This window comes from Nocardia sp. NPDC058666, from assembly GCF_042714895.1.
Taxonomy (GTDB): domain Bacteria; phylum Actinomycetota; class Actinomycetes; order Mycobacteriales; family Mycobacteriaceae; genus Nocardia.
The window spans coordinates 671,515-691,385 of the sequence record NZ_JBHXRY010000001.1 but is presented as its reverse complement, the minus strand read 5'-3'; the positions used below and the strand labels follow the sequence as shown (position 1 = coordinate 691,385).

Below are 19,871 nucleotides of genomic sequence, written 5' to 3'. Positions count from 1 at the left end.
GGTTCGTGTCCTTATTGTGCGAGTTCATCCGGAAAATGCGCGCGCAGGTCGGTGATCGAGGCGGGTCCCGCGTCGGGCACGTGCATCCGATCGGCAATCGAGGCGCGCAGCTTGCGCGGCAGACCCGGCGCGTGGCGGGCCAGGTAGGCGGCGAGCCATTCGGGTTTGCCCACCAGGAACGGGAAGTCGGTGTTCATCATCGGACGGATCACCAGCATGGGCAGCGGGGCGTGCAGGGGGCGGTAGTCGCGATTCCACAGGCCCGCGACCGGGCAGCCGGGGTAGAACTGGCCGAGCATGGCGCCCGCGCTGACGATGTCACTCTTGCGGGCGGTGTGGGCGGTGTCGATGCGGGTGGTGTCATCGAGGTCGGGGAAGACGGTCAGGACCGCCGGGGTGTTGTCGAGGGTGCGGTAGAGGGCGAAGGCGTCGTCGATGGCGTCGGTGATGTCGATGTCGTCGAGTTCCGCGATCCACAGGGTGCGTTGTGCGGCAGCGGGTTTGACGAAGGGGCAGACCGGGCCTTGGCGACCTTGGGCGGGGTCGTGGCGCATCAGATTGTCGGCGAACCAGTCCAGCAGGGGTGCCGTTCTCGGGTGTTCGGCCGACCAGCGGGCGGGGTCGTCGTAGACGTTGCACCAGGTGCCCGCGGTGCGGGGGCCCTGTGCGGTGCGCAGGTTCATGGGCGTGCCGCCGCGGTTTCGACCTCGCGCAGGTGCCGGTCCAGGATCGGGCCGAGGTGGGCGACGATGTCGGCGTTGGTGAGTTGGGCGTGGGTGGTGTCGACGGGGTGTTCGATGAGGCGGCCGGTGACGAAGGGGCGCCACATCTGGGCGTCGAGGAAGGCGGTCATGCCCTGGGTGGCGCAGAAGTAGAGCAGGTCGCCGTCGAAGAGGTCGGGGCGGTAGCCGTGGGAGAGGCGGACTCCGTCGGCGTAGGCCTCGTGCAGGTTTGTCAGCTGTTCGGCGGTGAGGCCCTGTCCGAGAGTGGCTCCCGCCTTTGCCAATTCGGCTGCTGCTTGCTCTGCCGACAGGTCGGGGAGGGAGTCTGCGTCGTCGGGTTCGTCGCCGAGGAGGTGGGTGAGCAGGTCGCGCATGCGGGGGCGTGGGGGTGGGTCGGCTTCGTCGGGGATGACGACGCTGTCGAGCATGGCGAGGGTGGTGACATCGCGGCCTTCGGCGCGCAGGCGGACCGCGGTGGCGTGGGCGAGTTGGCCGCCGAGGGACCAGCCCAGCAGGTGGAGGGGGCCGTCTGGTTGCAGGCGGGTGATTTCGGTGGCGTAGGTGTGGGCGAGGAATTCGACGGTCAGTGGGGTCGAATGCGCTTCGGACAGGGTGGGTGCCTGTAGGCCGTAGACGGGGCGGTCGGTGATGTGGTGGGCGAGGCCGGTGTAGCACCAGGCGAGTGGGACCGCGGAGTGCACGCAGAACAGGGGTGGGCGGGTGCCGCCGGTGCGCAAGGGGAGCACGGTGGCGAGGGCGTCGACGCCGGGGTCGGTGTCGGGGTGGTAGGTCTGGATGCGGTGGGCCAGGGCGGTGACTGTCGGTGCGGTGTAGAGCCAGCGGACTGTGATCGGGGTGTTCGTGGATTGGGCCAGTTCCGCTGAAACCGCTACGCCTGTCAGGGAATTGCCGCCGATGGTGAAGAAGTCGTCGTCGGCGCCGACTGATTCGAGGTCGCAGGCGGTGGCGAAGGCGGAGGCGACGAGGTGTTCGAGGGGGGTTTGTGGGGGGCGGTAGGGAGTGGACGGCGGGGTGGGGAGTGCTGCGCGGTCCAGTTTTCCGTTGGGGGTTAGAGGGAGGTGGTCGAGGGTGATGAGGGTGGCGGGGATGAGTGCCGCGGGGAGGATGGTGCGCAGGCGGGTCAACGCGGCGGCGCTGTCGAAGACGCCGTTGGGGGTGGGCGTTGACGGGACGACGTAGCCGATGAGGCGGGCGGCGGGGGTGCCGGGGGCGGTGAGGTCGACGGCGGCGTGGGCGATGGTGGGGTCGGTGAGTAGGGCTGCTTCGACCTCGGCTGGTTCGATGCGGCGGCCGCGTACGGCTAGTTGGGTGTCGATGCGGCCGAGGAATTCGTAGCCGCCGTCGGCGCGGGGGCCGACGAGATCGCCTGTGCGGTAGATGCGTTGGCCGGCGCCGCTGGGGTCGGCTACGAAACGTGTTGCGGTGCCTGCGGCGTCACCGATGTAGCCCTGTGCCACGCACGGTCCGCCCAGGTACAACTCGGCGCGAGCACCTTCGGGAACCCGCCGTAGTTGCGAATCCAGCAGTCGTGCAGTCACTTCCGGCAGGGGTTGGCCGATGATCACCGGCTCCCCCGCTACCAGCGGGGTCGACTGCGTAGCCATGACCGTGGCTTCGGTCGGGCCGTAGCCGTTGTGTAGGCGGACGCGGGTTGCCCAGGTGGCGACCAGTTCCGGCGGGCAGGCTTCGCCGCCGACGACCACGGTGGTCAGGCTCGGCACGTCGTCGGGGCGCAGCGTGGCCAGCACGGCCGGGGTGGTGAGCAGGTGGGTGACCCGGTGCTCGGTGATCAGTTCGGTCAGTTCCGGGCCCGCGACCACTGCGGGCGGTTCGACGACCAGGCGGGCACCAGCGGCGAAGGCCGCGAGGAGTTCGAGTAGGTGAGCGTCGAAGGCAGGTGAATGCGCGTGCAGCACTATCGAATTCGGCGTTGTGCCGTATCGGTCGAGTAGGTGGTCGGTCAGTGGGCCGAGGCCGTGATGGGTGACCGCGACACCTTTGGGCGCACCGGTTGTGCCGGAGGTGTGGATCAGATAGGCCGGGTGCGTCGGCGTCAGCCGTGCGTGGCGGTCGGCATCGGTCACCCGGTCGCAGGATTGGTCGGCGGCTCGCGCGAGGGTTTCCGCGTCGTCGAGGACCAGCCAGGTGACCCCGCTCCCCTCCGGTTCACCGCCACCCGATGGTGCAGAGTCACCTGATGGTGCGGCGGCGGCCCGCGTCGTGAACCCCACCAGCGCACCGGATCCGGCGATGATCCGGGCGACCCGCTCCCCCGGATCCGCCACGTCGATCGGCGTCAGGCAGGCACCGGCCGCCGCGATGGCACGCACGGCCAGCACGGATTCGAGCGATCTCGGAATCGCGGTCAGCACAGGAGTTCCCGGCGTAACGCCGTGCGCGAGCAGCAACCTGGCCCACCGCGCCGCCGATTCGGCGAGCTCCCGATACGTCATCGACCGAGCGCCGTCGACGACCGCGACGGCGTCCGAGCGATCGAACCGGCTGAAGAGTTCGCCCAGGGTCGGTGAGAGTGCGGCGTTGGCACGCAGTGCCCCAGCAGCCGGGCTACTGCCGCACCCGGTCACGGCACGGCCGCCTCGGCCCAGGCCGGAGTCCGCCCCTGCCGGGGGTTCACCAGCGATGCCGTGCGCGCCATCAGCGGTGCCGGCATCAGCGTATCGCTGTGAATGATGGTTTCGGGCAATTGATTCGGGGTCCAGCTCACCGATCGGCAGGGTCGGGTCGGCGGCGAGGAAGGTGGCGAACCAGTCCAGGAACAGGCGGTGATACCAGGCCAGGGTGGCGGCGTCGTAGCGGGACGGGTTGGCCTGGAAGTCGATGGTCGCGGTGCTGTTGTCGGGGCCGAGTTGATAGCCGTTGACGAGGAGGTCTTCGACGGGGCCCAGGCTCAGCAGGTGTGCGCGGCCGGTCGCGGAGCCCAGGGTCAGCGGGGCGGTGAAACCCAGCAGATTGAGCACGGGACCGAAACCGCCTCGCAGCAGCTGGGTTTCGCCACGGTCGCGTTGGATGTCCTCGTAGCGGTAGCGCTGGTGACGCAGCGCGCCGATGACCCGCAGTCGAACCTGGGTGATCAGGTCTTCGACCGTGGTGGTGGCGAGGTCGCGCAGGCGCAAGGGGACAACGTTGGAGACCGAACCCGCGGACCGGCGCAGGGCAGCGGAGGGTCGGGCGGCGACGGGCAGCGACAACACGATCTGGTCGGCACCCGACATGCGCGCGAGGAAAGCGGCGAACGCGGCCGCGGTCAGCTCCGGAAAACTTGCGGCATAACGGTTTCGAGCGTCGGTGAGCAGTTCCGCGGTCTTCGCATCGAGAACGGCGGAGACGCGATGCGGGCGTGCCGATGCGGGCGCCGCTGTGCCGGCCAGACCCACCGGATCACCCAGTCCGGCAACCTCTTTCGCCCAAAACTCCTGGTCCGCCACCGCACGCGGGGAATGCCGATAGCGTCGATCCTCCTCGACCAGTTCGCCGATCGACAGCGGTTCGCCCGCATTCAGATCGCGGCGCACGCCAGCGGTCGCGTCGACCACCTGCTGCCCACCTTCGTCGGGGACACCCTGCGAATAGGTTTCGGCCGCCAAGCGCAACAACGCCGCGGCACCGACCCCGTCGAGAACCAAGTGGTGGCTGCGCAAATACAGCAGACACCGTTGCGGGCCGACCCGATACAGCACCGCAACGGTGATCGCGTCCTCGCACAGATCCAGCGGCGCGAGCCGATCGGCCTCCATCCGCGCCAACGCCTCCGCCACCGGGCCACCCTCATCGGCGGCCCCAACCGTCAGCCCATCAACCAGTTCGGGATGCTGCGCGGCATAGTCCGTCAGATCGATATCGATGAGCTCGCCGAAGACCTGCGGGTCCAGATACTGGTGTGGCCGACCGTCGATCAGCCGCAATCGCACGTGCGGTGACTGCATCCGCGCCGCCGCCCACCGCATCGCCGCACCCAGCCGCGCGACATCGAGCGCGCCGTGCAGATCCACATACAGGGCGATCGTCGCAGGCACTCCGGGTGCGAGCTGATGGGCTACCCACCACCGTAATTGCCCGGGAGACAAGGGAATCGGCACAGCATCGGCCCGCACGGCCTGTTCCGCACCGATACCACCCTCACCTTGCCGCACCGGGCCTCCCGGGATTCCGAGCACACGTTTGACTGGTTCCCCGGCAAACCTACGGCATCGGCCCCGCGTCAGGCACTGTTCGCCACCCGGCAGGTCGGCGTCACCACCGGGTAGCAGCCGGATACGTGGTCGCTGACAACGTCAGTACGGCGAGGTAGGCGGGTAACCCGGGTACGGCTGGTAGCCGGGTGGCCTCGGTGGGGTGAAGTAGGGCTTGGACTTGCCGTTCCACAGCAGGATCACCGCCGCCAGCCCGATCGCGAGATTGACGGTGCTGAACACCAGGCTGATATTGGCCGTGGAGGTGATCGCCATTCCCAGCGCGCCGAACAGGTACATCACCACGTTGATGCCGAAGAACACCGTGCCCGTGATCCGCCCCCAGTTCTTGCCCGCCCGGCAGACGAACGCCATCCACACCCACAGTCCGGCCGATATCAACGCGCCGCCGACGGCGCTGCCCACGGTGGCGTAGACGAGGAAGTCGAGCTCGTCTCCGCGGAACACTCCGCCGGACGCATCCAGTGCGCTACTGCGTGCCTCGTCGAGGGTGGTCAGCGAATACGCGGCGCTGAGCAGGGTGACCAACGCTCCCGCCAGCATCACGTAGAACGCGATCTGCACACTCTGCGGAACAACCCGCGGCCCGGATTCCGGTGTCGGCTGCACACCAGGTCCCGGATACGGACTCTGCGACTGCGGCCCGTACGGTCCCTGCGCACCCACCACCCCCGGCACGGACCCATACGGCTGCGGTTGCCCATAAGGCTGCCCATACGGCTGTGGCTGCCCATACGGCTGCTGCGGGTAGGGCGGCAGACTGGGCGGCTGCGGAATCCGCGCGGCCGGCGCGGGATTCTCCGGGTACGAGGTCAACCCGTCATCCTGCGACGGATAACCCTGACCTGCGGACGGATCTGACATCGAGCTGCTGCCCCCTTGTTGTGAAGTCGGGCCAACTCTAGTCGCCGCCGCCGACACCGGCTGGTTGTGCGCGGTCGGCTCAGCGAACGCGAACGTCGGCCAGCGCACGTGCCGCGGTGCGATACCGGTCGGCGATCAACCGAACGACCGCCGGGTGCACCCCGATCGGCTCGGCCACCCCATCAGCACCGGCATCATGCAACCGCTGATGAAAAAGCCCGTGCGCCAACAGATACGACGCGATGAACACGCGCTCGGATCCCGATTCACGCAGTGCGGCAACGACTTCGGGAACCCGAGGCGTCCCGGTCGCCACGTAGGCGATCCGCACCGGCGCACCGATCTGCTCCGCGAGCATCCCCGCGGCCCGCCGAACATCCTGCCGCGCACGCGAATCCGAGGAACCGGCGGCGGCGAACACCACCGAATCTCCGGGCTGCCACCCCGCCGAACGCAAGCGCACCGCCATGATCCTGGCCAAGGCCGGATCAGGCCCCATCGCAGGTGTCACCGCGACGGCACCATGCCCACTCTCGGCGATCTCGCGCGGAACATCCTGATAGACGTGATATCCCGAAGCCAGAAAGGCCGGAACAACCACAGCGGGCCCGTCGAGATCCCGCAGAACCTCCGAGGGCGAAGGTCCGAGCACATCGACGAAAGCAGTGCGCAGCAACGCATTCGGTGACGAAGACACCGACACGCCCAGCTCGACACCCACCGCATCGGCCAGCGCCGCGATCATCTCTACCCCGCGCGCACTACGCGTCCCGTGCGCGACCAGAACCAGCGCCGGATCACCCGGCAGCCCGGCACTCACCACACCCCGATCGTTTGCGCGGGCCGAGGCGACCGCGCGGGCGTACCGATTCCCGAGGCGTGTGCCGGACGCACCGCAGGGGTATCGGAGCAGTCGGCCGCGTCCAACGCCAGCCGGTATCCACGTTTGACCACGGTCTGAATAGCCTTGGGAGTCCCCAAACCCGCACGCAGACGAGCGATCGCGGTCTCCACCGCATGGGTGTCGTCACCGCCACCGGGCAGCGCGGACAGCAGGTCCTCCCGCGAAACGACCCGACCCGGCTGACGAGCCAGCGACCGCATCAACGCCATCGGCGCGGGCGCCAACTGACGCACCTCGTTGTCGACGACGACACAGCCACCACGCACGCTGATCAGGTGACCGGCCGCGTAGATCCGACTGGCCCGACGCGGAAGTTCTTCTGCCACATGGCGAGCCAACGCACCCAGCCGCGCACGCCCCGGCATCGTCGTCGGCACACCGAGTTCTTCCAGCGGAGCCGCGGTGATCGGCCCGACGCAGGCGGCCAGCACCCGCCCACGGAACGCGTGCAACACGGATTCGAGAAGACCGGTTTCCTTGGCGCGCATCAACAATGACGCCACGGCGGGCGCACTGGTGAACGTGACGCAGTCCAGACTGCCGGAGATGATCGCTTCGATCATGTTGTCCATCGGCCCACGGTCGGCAGGCGGTTCCCACCGGTACACCGGCACCGGAACCACGTCGGCGCCCGCGCAGCGCAGCACCTCGCAGAAGTCGGGAACCGGCTCCCATTCGGTGGTGGCGCCGTGCAACTGCACCGCGATGCGCACACCTTCCACGCCCTCGGCGAGCAGGTGATCGAGCACCTCGGCCGAGGACTCCGAGGCCGGCGACCATTCTTCGCGCAGTTCGGCGGCCCGGATCGCGCCCTTGGCCTTGGGGCCGCGGGCCAGCATGCGGGTGGAGGCGAGGGTGTCGCGCAGGATCTCGGCCAGCCCCCAGCCTTCGGCGGCTTCCATCCAGCCGCGGAAACCGATGCCGGTGGTGGCGACGGTGATCTGCGGCGGATCGGCGATCAGCTGTTCGGTGACCCGTTCGAGCTCGGTGTCATCGGCCAGCGGGATGATGCGGATGGCGGGCGCGGACACCACGGTCGCGCCCCTTCGGGTGAGCAGGGTGCTGAATTCCTCTGCGCGGCGAGCCGCGGTGACGCCGATGGTGAAGCCGGCAAGGCAGGGGCCGGTGTCGGTCGGAGATGTCATGGAGTGGGCACCGGTTCGTTCGAGACCGCGACGACGCCGCCGTCGAGTTGGACCGCGTACACCGGCAGGGACTTGGACTCGTCGTCCAGACAACGGCCGTCGATCAGCGAGAAAGCCTGCTTGAGCAGCGGCGAGGCGACGACGGGAATGCCGCCACGGTCACCGACGATGCCGCGCGACATCACCGCGGCCCGGCCGAACGGATCGATGTTGCCCACGGCGGCGAGCGTGCCATCGGAGAGTAGGAACAGAGCCGCCTGACGGCCGCCCTTCAGCAGGACAGCAACGCCGCGCCCCGGGATCAGAAAGTCGAGTCGGCAGGCCTGGGTCCAGGTCGCGGTCTCAGTGGTGATGGTGGGTGTGTCGATAACGGTCATCGGTTCCTCCTCCGAACGCCTTACCTATTGGTACAGGCGCCCTGTTTCCGCAGCGTTAAGTGCTTATGTCCCGGTCGGTGCTGTGTTCGACGCAACACCGACGGGCATGCCCGGCAGACCCAGAAGCACTGGTACCTTGCGTTCTCCGCTGTCGTCGAACGAGATCGTCGGGTCGGCCTGGTCAGGGGCATTGACGAAGGAGACGAAGCGCGAGAGCTTGTTCTCGTCCTCGAGGACCGCGGCCCACTCGTCCTTGTAGCCCTCGACGTGCTTGGCCATGGCCGCCTCGAGGTCACCGGCGATGCCGAGGCTGTCCTCGATGACCACGGCCTTGAGGTAGTCGAAGCCGCCTTCGAGGCCCTCCTGCCAGGGCGCGGTGCGCTGCAGGCGGTCGGCGGTGCGCACGTAGAACATCAGGTAGCGGTCGATGTAGCTGATCAGGGTCGCGTCGTCGAGCTCGCCTGCCAGCAGCACCGCGTGCTTGGGGGTCAGGCCGCCGTTGCCGCCGACGTACAGGTTCCAGCCGTTCTCGGTGGCGATCACGCCGACGTCCTTGCCGCGGGCTTCAGCGCATTCGCGCGCGCAACCCGAGACCGCCAGCTTGATCTTGTGCGGCGAGCGAAGGCCGCGGTAGCGCTTCTCCAGCAGCACGGCCATGCCGACCGAGTCCTGCTGGCCGTAGCGGCACCAGGTGGAACCCACGCAGCTCTTCACCGTGCGCAGCGACTTGCCGTAGGCGTGGCCGGACTCCATGCCGACGTCGACCAGGCGCTTCCAGATCAGCGGCAGCTGTTCCACGCGCGCGCCGAACAGGTCGATGCGCTGACCGCCGGTGACCTTGACGTAGAGGTCGAATTCCTTGGCGACCTCGCCGATGGTGATCAGCTGGTCGGCGGTGACTTCACCGCCGGGCATGCGCGGCACGACCGAGTAGGTGCCGTTCTTCTGCAGGTTGGCCAGGAAGTGGTCGTTGGTGTCCTGCAGGGCGGCCTGTTCGCCGTCGAGGATGTGCTCGCTCGAGGTCGAGGCCAGGATCGAGGCGACGGTCGGCTTGCAGATATCGCAGCCCGAACCCTTGCCGTGCTTGGCGATCAGTTCGGAGAAGGTGCGGATGCCGGTGACCGCGACCACGTCGTACAGTTCCGCGCGCGACTGAGAGAAGTGCTCGCACAACGACTTCGAGACCGCGACGCCGGACTGTTCGAGCAGCTTCTTGATCATCGGCACACAGCCACCGCAGGAAGTACCGGCGTTGGTGCAGCTCTTCACGGCCGGGATGTCACAGGCGCCCTCGGCGATCGCGCCGCAGATGGCACCCTTGCTGACGTTGTTGCAGGAGCAGATCTGCGCGTCGTCGGGCAGCGAGTCGGCGCCCAGTTCGGCACCGGCGGGCGAGATGAGCGCGGCGGCGTCGGCGGGCAGCGGGCGACCGACCAGCGGGCGAAGGGCCGCGTACTGGCTGGCGTCACCGACCAGGATGCCGCCGAGCAGGGTCTTGGCGTCGTCGGAGACCACGAGCTTGGCGTAGGTGCCCTTGGCCGCGTCGTGCAGCACGACTTCTAGGGCGCCCTCGGTGACGGCGTGCGCGTCGCCGAAGGAGGCCACGTCCACGCCCATCAGCTTCAGCTTGGTGGACATATCGGCGCCGGGGAACTCGCCCGCGCCGCCCAGCAGGCGGTCGGCGACGATCTCGGCGGTGGTGTAACCGGGGGCGACCAGGCCGTAGCAGACGCCTTCGATCGCGGCGCATTCACCGATCGCGTAGACGCTGGGGTCCGAGGTCTGCAGGGTGAGGTCGGTGAGAATGCCACCGCGCGTACCGATTTCGAGCCCCGACGCCTTCGCGAGGGCGTCCTGCGGGCGGACACCGGCGGAGAACACCACCAGCGAGGCCTTGATCTCGGCATCGTCGGACAGGTGCACGGTGACGTTGTCGGCGCCTTCTTCTTCGATCGACACGATCTTGGCGGTGCCCACCCCGGTGTGCACGTTCAGGCCGATGTCGGTGACGAGCTTCTCCAGGATCGCGCCACCACCGGCGTCGACCTGCGCGGGCATCAGGCGCCCGTTGTACTCGATGACGTGCGGGGTCATGCCCAGCAGACGCAGCGCGTTGGCCGCTTCCAGCCCGAGCAGACCGCCGCCGACGACCACACCGTGCGCGCCCGGACCGGCCGCTTCGGCGGCGGCACGGATGCCGTCGAGGTCGTCGATGGTGCGGTAGACGAAGCATTCGGGCAGGTCGTGGCCGGGAACCGGCGGCACGAACGGGTAGGAACCGGTGGCCATGACCAGCGCGTCGTAGGAGATCACGTCACCGCTGGTGGACGTCACGGTCTTGGCTTCGAGGTCGATGGACTCGCCACGCTGGCCCAGTCGCAGATCGACCAGGGCGTCGCCGTCGTACAGGTTGCCCGGCAGCGCCAGGTCATCGGCGTTCCAGTTGCCGACGTAGTAGGACAGGCCGACGCGGTCGTACGCCGGCAGCTTCTCCTCCGACAGGATGACGACCTGCCACACGCCTGCGGTGTCACGCGAGCGAAGGGCTTCGACGAAGCGGTGTCCGACCATGCCGTGGCCGACCACGACCACTGTCTTGCGGGTGCTGTTCATGAGAGTGGACCTCCTTGGTAGTGGTCGGGCGTCAGCCGCGAGCCGACGGGGTGGATGCTTCGGCCTCGAGGACCAGGGATTCGGCTTCGACCACGACGTCGGAGTCGGTGGTGATGCGCGGACGGCGCAGGAACACCGTCCAGGTCACGGCGGCGCAGACCACGTAGAAGGCCAGGAAGACCCAGAACGCGGTGGTCGCCGAGGCGGTGCTGGCGTAGGAGCTGCGCAGCACCATGTTGATGCCGACTCCGCCCAGCGCGCCGATCGCGCCGACGAAGCCGATCAGGGCGCCCGCGGTGTTCTGCGACCAGGCCGCCTGTTCGGTGCGCGAGACCGGCAGGCTCTTGGACTTGGCTTCGAACACCGACGGGATGATCTTGGTGACGGCGCCGTTGCCGAAACCCGACAGCACGAACAGGGAGATGAAGCCCGCCACCAGCAGGGTCATGGTGGAACCGGTGGCGATGCCCTTGTTGCTGTCGGCCATCGTCGACGCGGTGATCACGATCAGCGCGGCGACCATCATGGCGCCGAAGGTGGCGATGGTGACCTTGCTGCCACCGATCCGGTCGGCCATCTTGCCGCCGTAGGGGCGAGCCAGCGAACCCAGCAGCGGGCCGATGAAGGCGATCGACGCGGCGTGGATGGCGGCCTGGGTGGCGGTGTCGCCACCGGCCTTGAAGCTGATCTGCAGGATCTGGGCGAAGGCGAAGCTGTAACCGATGAACGAACCGAACGTGCCGATGTACAGGAACGCGATCGCCCACGACTGCGGCACGCGCAGGGCCTTGACCATGTACGACAGGTCGGCCTTCTGGTTGGTCAGGTTGTCCATGAACAACGCGGCGCCCACGGCGGTGAAACCGACCAGGACCAGGTAGACCGCGCAGATCACCGAGGCGTAATCGGCACCGAGGGTGACCAGCACCAGCAGGCCCAGCAGCTGGATCACCGGGACGCCGATATTGCCGCCACCGGCGTTCATGCCCAACGCCCAGCCCTTGAGGCGCTGCGGGTAGAAGGCGTTGATGTTGGTCATCGAGGAGGCGAAGTTGCCGCCACCGAAGCCGGCGAACGCGGCCACGATCAGGAAAGTCGTGTAGGAAGTGCCGGGCTGGTTGATGAAGTACAGCGTCAGCATCAGCGGGATGAGCAGCAGGAACGCGGAGAAGATCGTCCAGTTGCGGCCGCCGAAGCGGGCGGTGGCCACGGTGTAGGGAATGCGAAGGAACGCGCCGACCAGGGTGGGCATGGCGACCAGGAAGAACTTGCCCGCCGCGTCGATGCCGTACTTGTCGGTGGGCATGAACAGCACCATCACCGACCAGATCGACCACACCGAGAAACCGATGTGCTCGGCGATCACCGACCAGATCAGATTGCGCTTGGCCACGTCCTTGCCGCCGGCTTCCCAGGCCGCGACATCCTCGGCATCCCAGTGGTCGATGTCGTGGTTTCGCTTCAGCGTGCTCAAGATTGGGCCTCCCAAAAGTGCGATGGCCCAACGGTAGGAAATGGGTATTGCCGAAATGCTGCGGGAAATTGCGCCTGAATCAACGGTTTCTCACCTGCGCTCGGTCACAGAGGTGAGATCGGCCCTTTTGTTTCGGGCATGTGACACAACGATTTCCGCGCGTAAGGAAGCAGCGAGAAACCGAGGTAATCACCGGTGAGGGTGTGAGCTACGCCTCGTCCGTGCGATTTTAGGACAGAGTCACGCGAACCGCACTTCGGCGGACAATCAGCGGTGAGGAATTCACCAAGTGTCTTCGAGCATGCGCGGTTTGCACGCCTGCCAGGCACCCGCGAGAAGTACGCCGATGGCGACGAACAGCAGGCAGAACGGGGCCAGCCAGCCGCCGGTCCTGGTGTGCAACATGCCGAACAGCAGCGGTCCGGTGCACGCGACCGCGTAACCCACGCCCTGGGTGAAGCCCGACAGCGCCGCCGAGCCCTGGGGCGTGCGGGTGCGCAGGTTGATCAGCGTCAGCGCCATCGGGAAGGTCGACGGGCCGAGACCCAGGAACACGATCCACAGCAGCGTCAGATGCATCGGTGCCACCAGCAACCCGACGAACGCGGTCGTGAACAACACCATGCAGCCGACCACCACGGGGAACGGATTGCGCATCCGGGAGACCACCACAGGTGCGCCGAACGCGCCGACCAGCCCGATCAGGGCGAACAGGCCGACCATCGTGCCGCCGTAACCGGCGCTGGCGCCCGCGTCGGACAGGATCTTGGGCAGCCACGCGAACATGGCGTAGGTGGTCAGCGAGGTCATGCCGAACATGCCGGCCATCCCCCACGCCACCGGCGAACGCCAGGCCTTGCCGGTCTCGGGCGCCGACGCGGGCAGCGCGGTGGTGTCGACGACGTCGCGACCACGCCGATCGCGCAGCACGATGAACCACGGGACCGCCGCCGCGAAACCGATCAGCGCCCACACCCCCGTCGAGATCCGCCAGCCGTGCGCCTCGGCCACGGGCACCGCGATGAACGCGGGGATGACGGTGCTGAGCTGCACCATCACGATGTAGAGCGAGCTGATCACGGCCAGGTAGTCGCCGAAATACCGCTTCACCAGCGGCGGGATCACCACATTGCCGATACCCATGCCCAGCAGCGCCACTCCGGAGAACGCCAGCAACTCCGCGGTCCCGGTCGAGAACACCCGCACCAGCGACCCGGAACCGGCCAGCAGCATCGCCACGAACACGGTCCGCTCGAGCCCGAACCGGCGCACGATCACCGGCGTGACCAGGCCCGCGAGACCGAACATGGCGGTCGGCAACATGCCGAACACCCCGACGATTCCCGTCCCGTAGCCGATCTCGGCACCGATCTTCTCCGCAAGCGGGCTGAACGCGGTGACCGCGGCGCGAAGGGTCAGCGCCGACATCACAATGGCCGCCAGCACCAGCAGGCGGCCTTCGATCAGTGAACGCCGACTGACCTCGGGAGGGGTGACCAAGCTCGCGACATCGTGCTGGTCGACCGCGATGGTCGATTCATAGCTCGAGTCAGGCTGAGTTTGGTACAGGGGTGGCATGCCCAAAATCATAGGATGACCCGATGATAGGGGCAATGGTTTGTGACGAGCGGTACCCTTGGTCTCGTGCAACCCGTCCGGCGAACCAGCCTCATAGCTCAGGTGACTGAACAGCTTCGGGCCGAGATCCTTTCCGGCCGTTGGCCCGTCGGTCAACGAATCCCCACCGAACCCGAGCTCACCGAGCTCACCGGGACCGGTCGAAATACCGTGCGCGAAGGCGTCCAGGCGCTGGTGCACGCGGGGATGCTCGAACGCAGGCAAGGCTCGGGCACCTATGTGATCGCCACCTCCGAGGTCGGCGGCACACTGGGCAAGTACTTCGCCGACGCGCAGGAACGCGACATCCTCGAACTGCGCCAAGCCCTGGACACCCAGGCCGCGAGCCTGGCCGCGCGGCGCCGCGACGACACCGATATCGCCACCCTGCGCCGCCTGCTCGCCCAACGCAGCAACCGCGATTGGGCCCAGGCCGACCCGGTCGCCATCGCCGCCGACGTCGAATTGCACCGCGCGATCGTGGTCGCCAGCCACAACGCGGTATACCTGGAGTTCTACGATTCGCTGCTGCCGATCATCGAGCAGGTGATCCACGCGCGCACCGAGAAGTCCGACGACGCGTACGACACCGAGCACGAAGAGCTCGTCCAGGCCATCATCGACGGAGACTCCGAACGGGCTGTGCGCGCGGCCAACTGCTTCCTCGGATCGCTGCTCGCAGAATATCCGGACCGCTGAGCAGCGACGATCGCAATTACTGAATCCAAGTAACCGGGGCGTCACCACCAGCGAATTCGCACGGTGAGCCGTAGTTGCCGGGAATGTCACCTGAGGCCATTGTCACGCAACAACTGGCTCCTACCTTTATCTCGACACCGCACAAGCGCTCGATCGAGAGGAAGCCGATGACCGCAATCGCCGCCACCGGCCAGGCGACGGAATCTCCGTCGTTCGAATATCAGACGAAGGGACGCTGGCTCACCCAGTGGGAACCCGACAATGCGAAATTCTGGGAGTCGGGCGGCGAGAAGACCGCCAAGAAGAACCTGTGGTTCTCCGTGTTCGCCGAGAACCTGGGCTTCAGCGTGTGGGTGCTGTTCGGCTCCATCGTCACCGCCATGGGCGCCGCGGGCTTCACCTTCCTGGAAGGTCTGGGCAAAGGTAACCCCACCGCCGTGGCCAACGCGCTGCTGCTGACCTCGGTCCCCACCCTGGTCGGCGCCACCCTGCGCATCCCCTACACCTTCGCGGTGCCGAAGTTCGGCGGGCGAGCCTTCACCGTCTTCAGCGCGGGAATGCTGCTGATCCCCACCCTGGGGTTGGCGTACTTCATCAACCAGCCCGGAACCCCGATGTGGGTATTCCTGCTGCTGGCGGCGCTGGCCGGCGTGGGTGGTGGCAACTTCTCCTCCTCGATGGCCAACATCTCGTTCTTCTTCCCCGAAGGCAAAAAGGGTGCGGCCCTCGGCATCAACGCCGCCGGTGGCAACCTCGGTGTGGCGCAGACGCAGCTGGTCGCGCCGCTGCTGATCACCCTCGGCACGCATCTGCTGGCCAAGGACGCCGCGGGCTACCGGTTCGGCATCACCCTGGCGATCCTGGTCTGGGTGCCGTTCATCCTGGTCGCCGCGTTCGGCGCCCTGCGCTACATGGACTCGATCGTGTCCGCCAAGGCCGACGGCAAGTCCTACAAGCTGGCCCTGACCAACCCGCACACCTGGATCATGTCGTTCCTGTACATCGGCACGTTCGGTTCGTTCATCGGCTTCTCCTTCGCCTTCCCCACCCTGATCAAGGCCAACTTCCCGCACCTGACCCAGATCGGCTGGATCAGCATGGTCGGTAACCTCGCCTTCCTCGGCGCCCTGGTCGGCTCGTTCAGCCGCCCGGTGGGTGGCTGGATCTCCGACAAGGTCGGCGGCGCCCGCATCACCGTGATCGTGTTCACCGGCATGGCCGTAGCGGTCGCGCTGATCATGACCGCGCTGTCGCTGAAGAGCTTCCCGCTGTACCTGGCCGCGTTCCTGCTGCTGTTCGTGCTCACCGGCGTCGGCAACGGCTCCACCTACCGCATGATCCCCTCGATCTTCGGTGCCACCGCCAAGAAGTACGCCGCCGAACACGGCATGGAGATCACCGAAGCCCAAGCCTCGGCCCGCCGCCAGGCCGGCGCGGCGATCGGTGTGATCGGCGCGGTCGGCGCCTTCGGCGGGTTCATCCTGCAGCAGGCACTTCGCTTGTCCAACATCAACTTCGGCACCATGGCGCCCGCCTTCTGGGCATACGCGGTCGCCTTCCTGGTGATGGCCGGTGTCACGTGGTGGTGCTACCTGCGCACCTCCTTCGCCACCGACAAGGTTCCGTCCCTGGCTTACGCCAACGTCTGACCCACCCCCTCCCAGCCGAAAGCCACGTTCGGAGCCCCTCCCGAACGTGGCTTTCGGCTGTTCTGTACTTTTCATAGCTCCTTCTGGCCTGCACACGGAGCCTGCGCCTACTCTGGAGCGCGAGACTTGCACCGGCGCAACAAAGGTGAACGGTATTGGACATCTCGAACGGGTTGACCGAACCGTTGTTCAGGTCGGCCGTCTTCGATGACCTGCCCGCGATCGCCGAGCTGGAATCACGTGAGTTCTCACCACTCGCCTACCCCTATTTCGTCCTGCGCCAACTGTTCTACAGTCACGGAGCCCTGTGGGTGGTGGCCGATCTTGCAGGCGCTGTGGGTGGATACGTGCTCGTCGCGGCCGGTCAGGTGCAGGATGCCTGGCTGATCGGCCTTGCGGTGTCGTCGAGCCATCAGGGCCGCGGGCTCGGCAGGTCCTTGATCGAGCGGGCTGTCACGAGGTGCCGTGCGGCCGACCTCAACACTCTCCTCACTGTTCGGCCGTCGAATGCCTCTGCGACCAACCTCTACAAGACCTCCGGTTTCCGCGAGGTCGGCGACGAGGAGAAGTACTTCGGGGTCGATGAGCCGCGCGAACTCCTGGTGCGCCGGTTGGCACCGCTGCCAGTTCTGCAGGCCAGTCCGCGGTGGCAGAAGACCGAATATCTACTGCCGGGCGATTAGCCGGTGGCGATCGGGAGGAATTCCATGAGTCTCAGCGAACAGCGACACCTCAGCGACTTCATCACATCCAAGACCGTTCTCGTCCAACGTCATGCCGACGCATTCGTCGACGAGATCGCGGAATCAGATCATCCTCGCAATGAAAGATCGCTGATCGAGGATTTCAATCACGGTGTCGAACAGATTCTGCTGCGCTATACCCCGCCAAGCAGCCGAAGAGTCGGCGACAGCCTGATTTTCGCGAAGACATACCGGTTCGCCGACTCGAACACTCGCAACGTGAACGCGACTTTCGCCGCATTCTTCGCCGCCGAAGTCGAGTTTCGAGGGCCCCTGCGACTGAGTCGCACCCAGAATTCGCTGCTCGCCGAAGTCTATGAGGGAGTTGGCACCCAACTACTCGCCGACAGACTTCCGATGCACGCGGCCCTAGCGTTCCGTCAGGCCGCACACCTGCACACCGTCAACGAGAACCCGCGTGAACAGGACCGTTGCAGTCTCGCGCACGCCCGTGCCAGAACCAAGGCGGGGCGATCGCGCATGCGGCGCGTCGGCGGCTACATCTCAGATCTCTTGTGCGGGTACGGGTATCGACCTTTTCGCCTGCTTGCCTGGATCTCCGCAGAGATCGCGCTGTTCACGACGACGGTTGTTCTCCTCACCCCACCCGAGAACACCGCAAGGATGACCTACCTGGCCACGGTCGGCATCCTCAGCCCACCGGGCTACGACGACCTCAACGGTGACAGCAGTGCCATACTCCTGGTCCTCACCGCCGAGGCCGCCATCGGCTTGGTGTCGACATCGGTGTTCTTCGCGCTCCTGGCGCGGCGCCTGTTCCGGCTCTGACTACCAGTCCGACCTCGCTCGGTTCAAGGCGGTCAGCGTGGCGACAGCGAGCCCGTCACGCATCTGCCCGACCCGCGCATGCCATTGGCGACTGAATCCCGGATCGGTCTCGAGACGGGTCCACATTCCCCGCATCGACAGTGGCGTCGCGGCGCCGGGCATCCACAGGTGAACGAGGTGCTCCAGCATCGGGCTGAGCGCTCGTTCGACGGACAAGTCCGATGGCTCGAACGGCTCCGCCGCTTCGTCGGCGGCCTCGATCAGCGCCGTGAGCAGCCAGTCGTGCATTGCCAAGTCGTGACAGAACGCCTGCACGTCCGCCAACTGCTCGACGTCGCCGACCACAATCTCCACTGTGCGCAGTTCGCGGTCGTGCATGGTCACCGTCAACGAAGGTTCGATACCGGGCACCGCGCGCGCCGACCACCTCAGGCGAGTCGAGTCCGAATACATGGGCGGCCGCTGGTTGAGCAGGGGTGAACGCCGCAGTCTGGTCGCCATCCGCGCCGCGATCGCACCCGGGTCGAAACTGGCGTTGGCCGGCTCGGTCATCGCGACAAACCCCTGGGCGATCTCACGGTCGATCCCTGGCGTGATGGGCGTCAGTACATCGAGCACCCCGACCTGACCCATGTAGTGCACCCACGGCTGACGGCGGCCTGATTGCGCGCCGACCAGCGCGCAGCATGCCGCGGTCTGCACGATGCGGCCCCCTGTTACCGTCGCCTGGACTGCGACCGCGCCGACCGCTCGGACGCGACGAGACGACGGAACGGTGAGTCGACAATCCACTCCTTCTGCGACCACTGGCGATTGCGCCCAACTCACCGGCCGATCACGCGAGCGAACGGGCACGCCGTGGGCCACGGCGACAAGCTCAGCAGCTGAATCCCTACTCAGTGCAGCTGATTCCGGCAATAACGTCGTCCGCACCTCACCCAGAACCGCAAGTGTCGACCCGCCGAGCTGCATCAGAGTAGATTACGTCTCGGCCTCAGCACGCGCTGAGGAAGACGTACTGGAGACGGTCACTTTGACTGTCGGATAGTGGCATTCGATCCCGCGCTGCACACTCAGCGAATGCTGCACGCACCCCCGGTTCGATACTGACATGGTCGAGAATCTGCTGTACCGAGTGTTCGACACCGAGGTATCGCTTGTGCATGATGGACACCGAACGGTACGCCGCAAACGGTTTGGGCCGCTCGCGCAACTGCATGACAGCAGGCAACATGCTCCATCGGGCAGGCAGGGTGTCTGGATGCCAATCCGTGAAATCCTGCGGCTGCGCGACATGGCCGCCTTCGTAGCGAAGCATTCCGAGCCGCAACAACTGCCAGACCGATGCCAGGAATGGGTACGACCAATAGTTCGGTTCGGTTTCATGCTCGGGAGTTCCGCGCCACATCTCGACGTCTAAGTGCACCGAGTGGTTGCGTGACCCCAGCTCCCCTGGAGGAAAGTAGGCGCCCAAGTTGCTCGCGCGCGACTTATCGTGGTCACTGGAACGCTCACCGTTAGCCAACCAACCGAGCTCAGAGGTCGGTGGACGACGCCCGTCATATCCCGGGGGTGGCTCAGCCACGACCATGTCTGCGACCACACGAGCAAGGCGAATCGGCATCGAATCACTGTCTGGTCGCGGCGCGAACGCACAAGCGGATTCGCGGCCTAGATAGTCGAGTTCGATACTGGATTCACCGACCAGTCGCAGGAACCGCGGCAAGATTTCACGTGGGTCGGTATCGCCACGGAAGTAGTCGTCAATCAGGAAACAGGTGCTGACCCGAACTCTTGAACGGCCGCCAGCTCGGTCAGCGAACTCGTCGCGGGCCCGCTCGGCGAAGGAGTGCACCAGCGGTGCGACTCTAGTCAGATCGGCGCCGATCTTGTCGGGGCAGTGGGCGAGTTCGTCCATCGAGAATCGCCCGATCTCGATCGAGACATGCGACATCGGCACTGCCGCGATCCGAACCCCGGCTGTCGCCTCGTGAAACAGTGAACTCACAAGTCCAAGAGCCTATCCGGCTGGATGCGATGCCG

At 66.6% G+C, this 19,871-nt stretch carries 15 protein-coding genes; 4 read left to right on the top strand and 11 right to left on the bottom strand.

The annotated features are described in order from the left end of the window. Positions 1–11: 11 nt before the first annotated feature. The 9 genes from ACFWVD_RS03150 to ACFWVD_RS03110 all read right to left on the bottom strand — a co-directional run bounded on the left by ACFWVD_RS03150 (position 12) and on the right by ACFWVD_RS03110 (position 13,759). A complete protein-coding gene (locus tag ACFWVD_RS03150) occupies positions 12–683 on the bottom strand; it encodes a DUF6875 domain-containing protein (protein ID WP_379240259.1) in 672 nt (223 codons plus the stop codon). Then, positions 680–4,894 (bottom strand): amino acid adenylation domain-containing protein, encoded by a 4,215-nt coding sequence (locus tag ACFWVD_RS03145; protein WP_379240258.1) that lies wholly within the window; start codon positions 4,892–4,894, stop codon positions 680–682. Before ACFWVD_RS03145 ends, ACFWVD_RS03150 begins: the two co-directional genes overlap by 4 nt. Positions 4,895–5,035: 141 nt before the next feature. Beyond that, positions 5,036–5,818: a hypothetical protein gene (locus tag ACFWVD_RS03140; protein WP_379240257.1), complete on the bottom strand. Its 783-nt coding sequence runs from the start codon at positions 5,816–5,818 to the stop codon at positions 5,036–5,038. 79 nt (positions 5,819–5,897) lie between these two features. Then, positions 5,898–6,641 carry a sirohydrochlorin chelatase gene (locus ACFWVD_RS03135; protein ID WP_379240256.1) on the bottom strand — a complete coding sequence of 248 codons (744 nt, stop codon included), beginning with the start codon at positions 6,639–6,641 and terminating at the stop codon, positions 5,898–5,900. Further along, positions 6,635–7,867 carry a uroporphyrinogen-III synthase gene (locus ACFWVD_RS03130; RefSeq protein WP_379240255.1) on the bottom strand — a complete coding sequence of 411 codons (1,233 nt, stop codon included), beginning with the start codon at positions 7,865–7,867 and terminating at the stop codon, positions 6,635–6,637. Before ACFWVD_RS03130 ends, ACFWVD_RS03135 begins: the two co-directional genes overlap by 7 nt. Continuing rightward, a complete protein-coding gene (gene nirD / locus ACFWVD_RS03125; RefSeq protein WP_379240254.1) occupies positions 7,864–8,244 on the bottom strand; it encodes a nitrite reductase small subunit NirD in 381 nt (126 codons plus the stop codon). The genes ACFWVD_RS03130 and nirD overlap by 4 nt, the downstream gene beginning before the upstream one ends. Before the next feature lie 63 nt (positions 8,245–8,307). Beyond that, positions 8,308–10,857 (bottom strand): nitrite reductase large subunit NirB, encoded by a 2,550-nt coding sequence (nirB, locus tag ACFWVD_RS03120; RefSeq protein ID WP_379240253.1) that lies wholly within the window; start codon positions 10,855–10,857, stop codon positions 8,308–8,310. Between the two features lie 31 nt (positions 10,858–10,888). Continuing rightward, a complete protein-coding gene (locus tag ACFWVD_RS03115; protein WP_379240961.1) occupies positions 10,889–12,334 on the bottom strand; it encodes a nitrate/nitrite transporter in 1,446 nt (481 codons plus the stop codon). Positions 12,335–12,613: 279 nt separating this feature from the next. Beyond that, complete coding sequence (locus ACFWVD_RS03110; protein WP_379240960.1) at positions 12,614–13,759, bottom strand: MFS transporter; 1,146 nt, start codon at positions 13,757–13,759, stop codon at positions 12,614–12,616. A 216-nt stretch (positions 13,760–13,975) separates the two neighbouring features. Here ACFWVD_RS03110 and ACFWVD_RS03105 point away from each other — a divergent pair, with 216 nt between their 5' ends. The 4 genes from ACFWVD_RS03105 (at position 13,976) to ACFWVD_RS03090 (ending at position 17,828) form a co-directional block, all read left to right on the top strand. Further along, positions 13,976–14,647 (top strand): FadR/GntR family transcriptional regulator, encoded by a 672-nt coding sequence (locus ACFWVD_RS03105; protein ID WP_379240252.1) that lies wholly within the window; start codon positions 13,976–13,978, stop codon positions 14,645–14,647. Between the two features lie 167 nt (positions 14,648–14,814). Then, positions 14,815–16,296 carry an MFS transporter gene (locus ACFWVD_RS03100; protein ID WP_379240251.1) on the top strand — a complete coding sequence of 494 codons (1,482 nt, stop codon included), beginning with the start codon at positions 14,815–14,817 and terminating at the stop codon, positions 16,294–16,296. 155 nt (positions 16,297–16,451) lie between these two features. Next, entirely contained in the window at positions 16,452–16,979 is a 528-nt protein-coding gene (locus tag ACFWVD_RS03095; RefSeq protein ID WP_379240250.1) for a GNAT family N-acetyltransferase, read from the top strand. A gap of 24 nt (positions 16,980–17,003) precedes the next feature. Next, complete coding sequence (locus tag ACFWVD_RS03090) at positions 17,004–17,828, top strand: hypothetical protein (protein ID WP_379240249.1); 825 nt, start codon at positions 17,004–17,006, stop codon at positions 17,826–17,828. Here ACFWVD_RS03090 and ACFWVD_RS03085 read toward each other — a convergent pair whose 3' ends face one another. Then, positions 17,829–18,800, bottom strand: coding sequence for an SCO2521 family protein (locus tag ACFWVD_RS03085; RefSeq protein ID WP_379240248.1), 972 nt, complete (start codon positions 18,798–18,800; stop codon positions 17,829–17,831). 22 nt (positions 18,801–18,822) lie between these two features. After that, complete coding sequence (locus tag ACFWVD_RS03080; protein WP_379240247.1) at positions 18,823–19,836, bottom strand: SCO2522 family protein; 1,014 nt, start codon at positions 19,834–19,836, stop codon at positions 18,823–18,825. Positions 19,837–19,871: the final 35 nt, after the last annotated feature.

Coding starts and splice junctions, on each gene's coding strand:
- ACFWVD_RS03100 (WP_379240251.1), top strand. CDS start 14,815: ATGACCGCAATCGCCGCCACCGGCCAGGCGACGGAATCTCCGTCGTTC.
- nirD (WP_379240254.1), bottom strand. CDS start 8,244: ATGACCGTTATCGACACACCCACCATCACCACTGAGACCGCGACCTGG.
- ACFWVD_RS03090 (WP_379240249.1), top strand. CDS start 17,004: ATGAGTCTCAGCGAACAGCGACACCTCAGCGACTTCATCACATCCAAG.
- ACFWVD_RS03130 (WP_379240255.1), bottom strand. CDS start 7,867: ATGACATCTCCGACCGACACCGGCCCCTGCCTTGCCGGCTTCACCATC.
- nirB (WP_379240253.1), bottom strand. CDS start 10,857: ATGAACAGCACCCGCAAGACAGTGGTCGTGGTCGGCCACGGCATGGTC.
- ACFWVD_RS03085 (WP_379240248.1), bottom strand. CDS start 18,800: ATGCAGCTCGGCGGGTCGACACTTGCGGTTCTGGGTGAGGTGCGGACG.
- ACFWVD_RS03150 (WP_379240259.1), bottom strand. CDS start 683: ATGAACCTGCGCACCGCACAGGGCCCCCGCACCGCGGGCACCTGGTGC.
- ACFWVD_RS03140 (WP_379240257.1), bottom strand. CDS start 5,818: ATGTCAGATCCGTCCGCAGGTCAGGGTTATCCGTCGCAGGATGACGGG.
- ACFWVD_RS03110 (WP_379240960.1), bottom strand. CDS start 13,759: ATGTCGGCGCTGACCCTTCGCGCCGCGGTCACCGCGTTCAGCCCGCTT.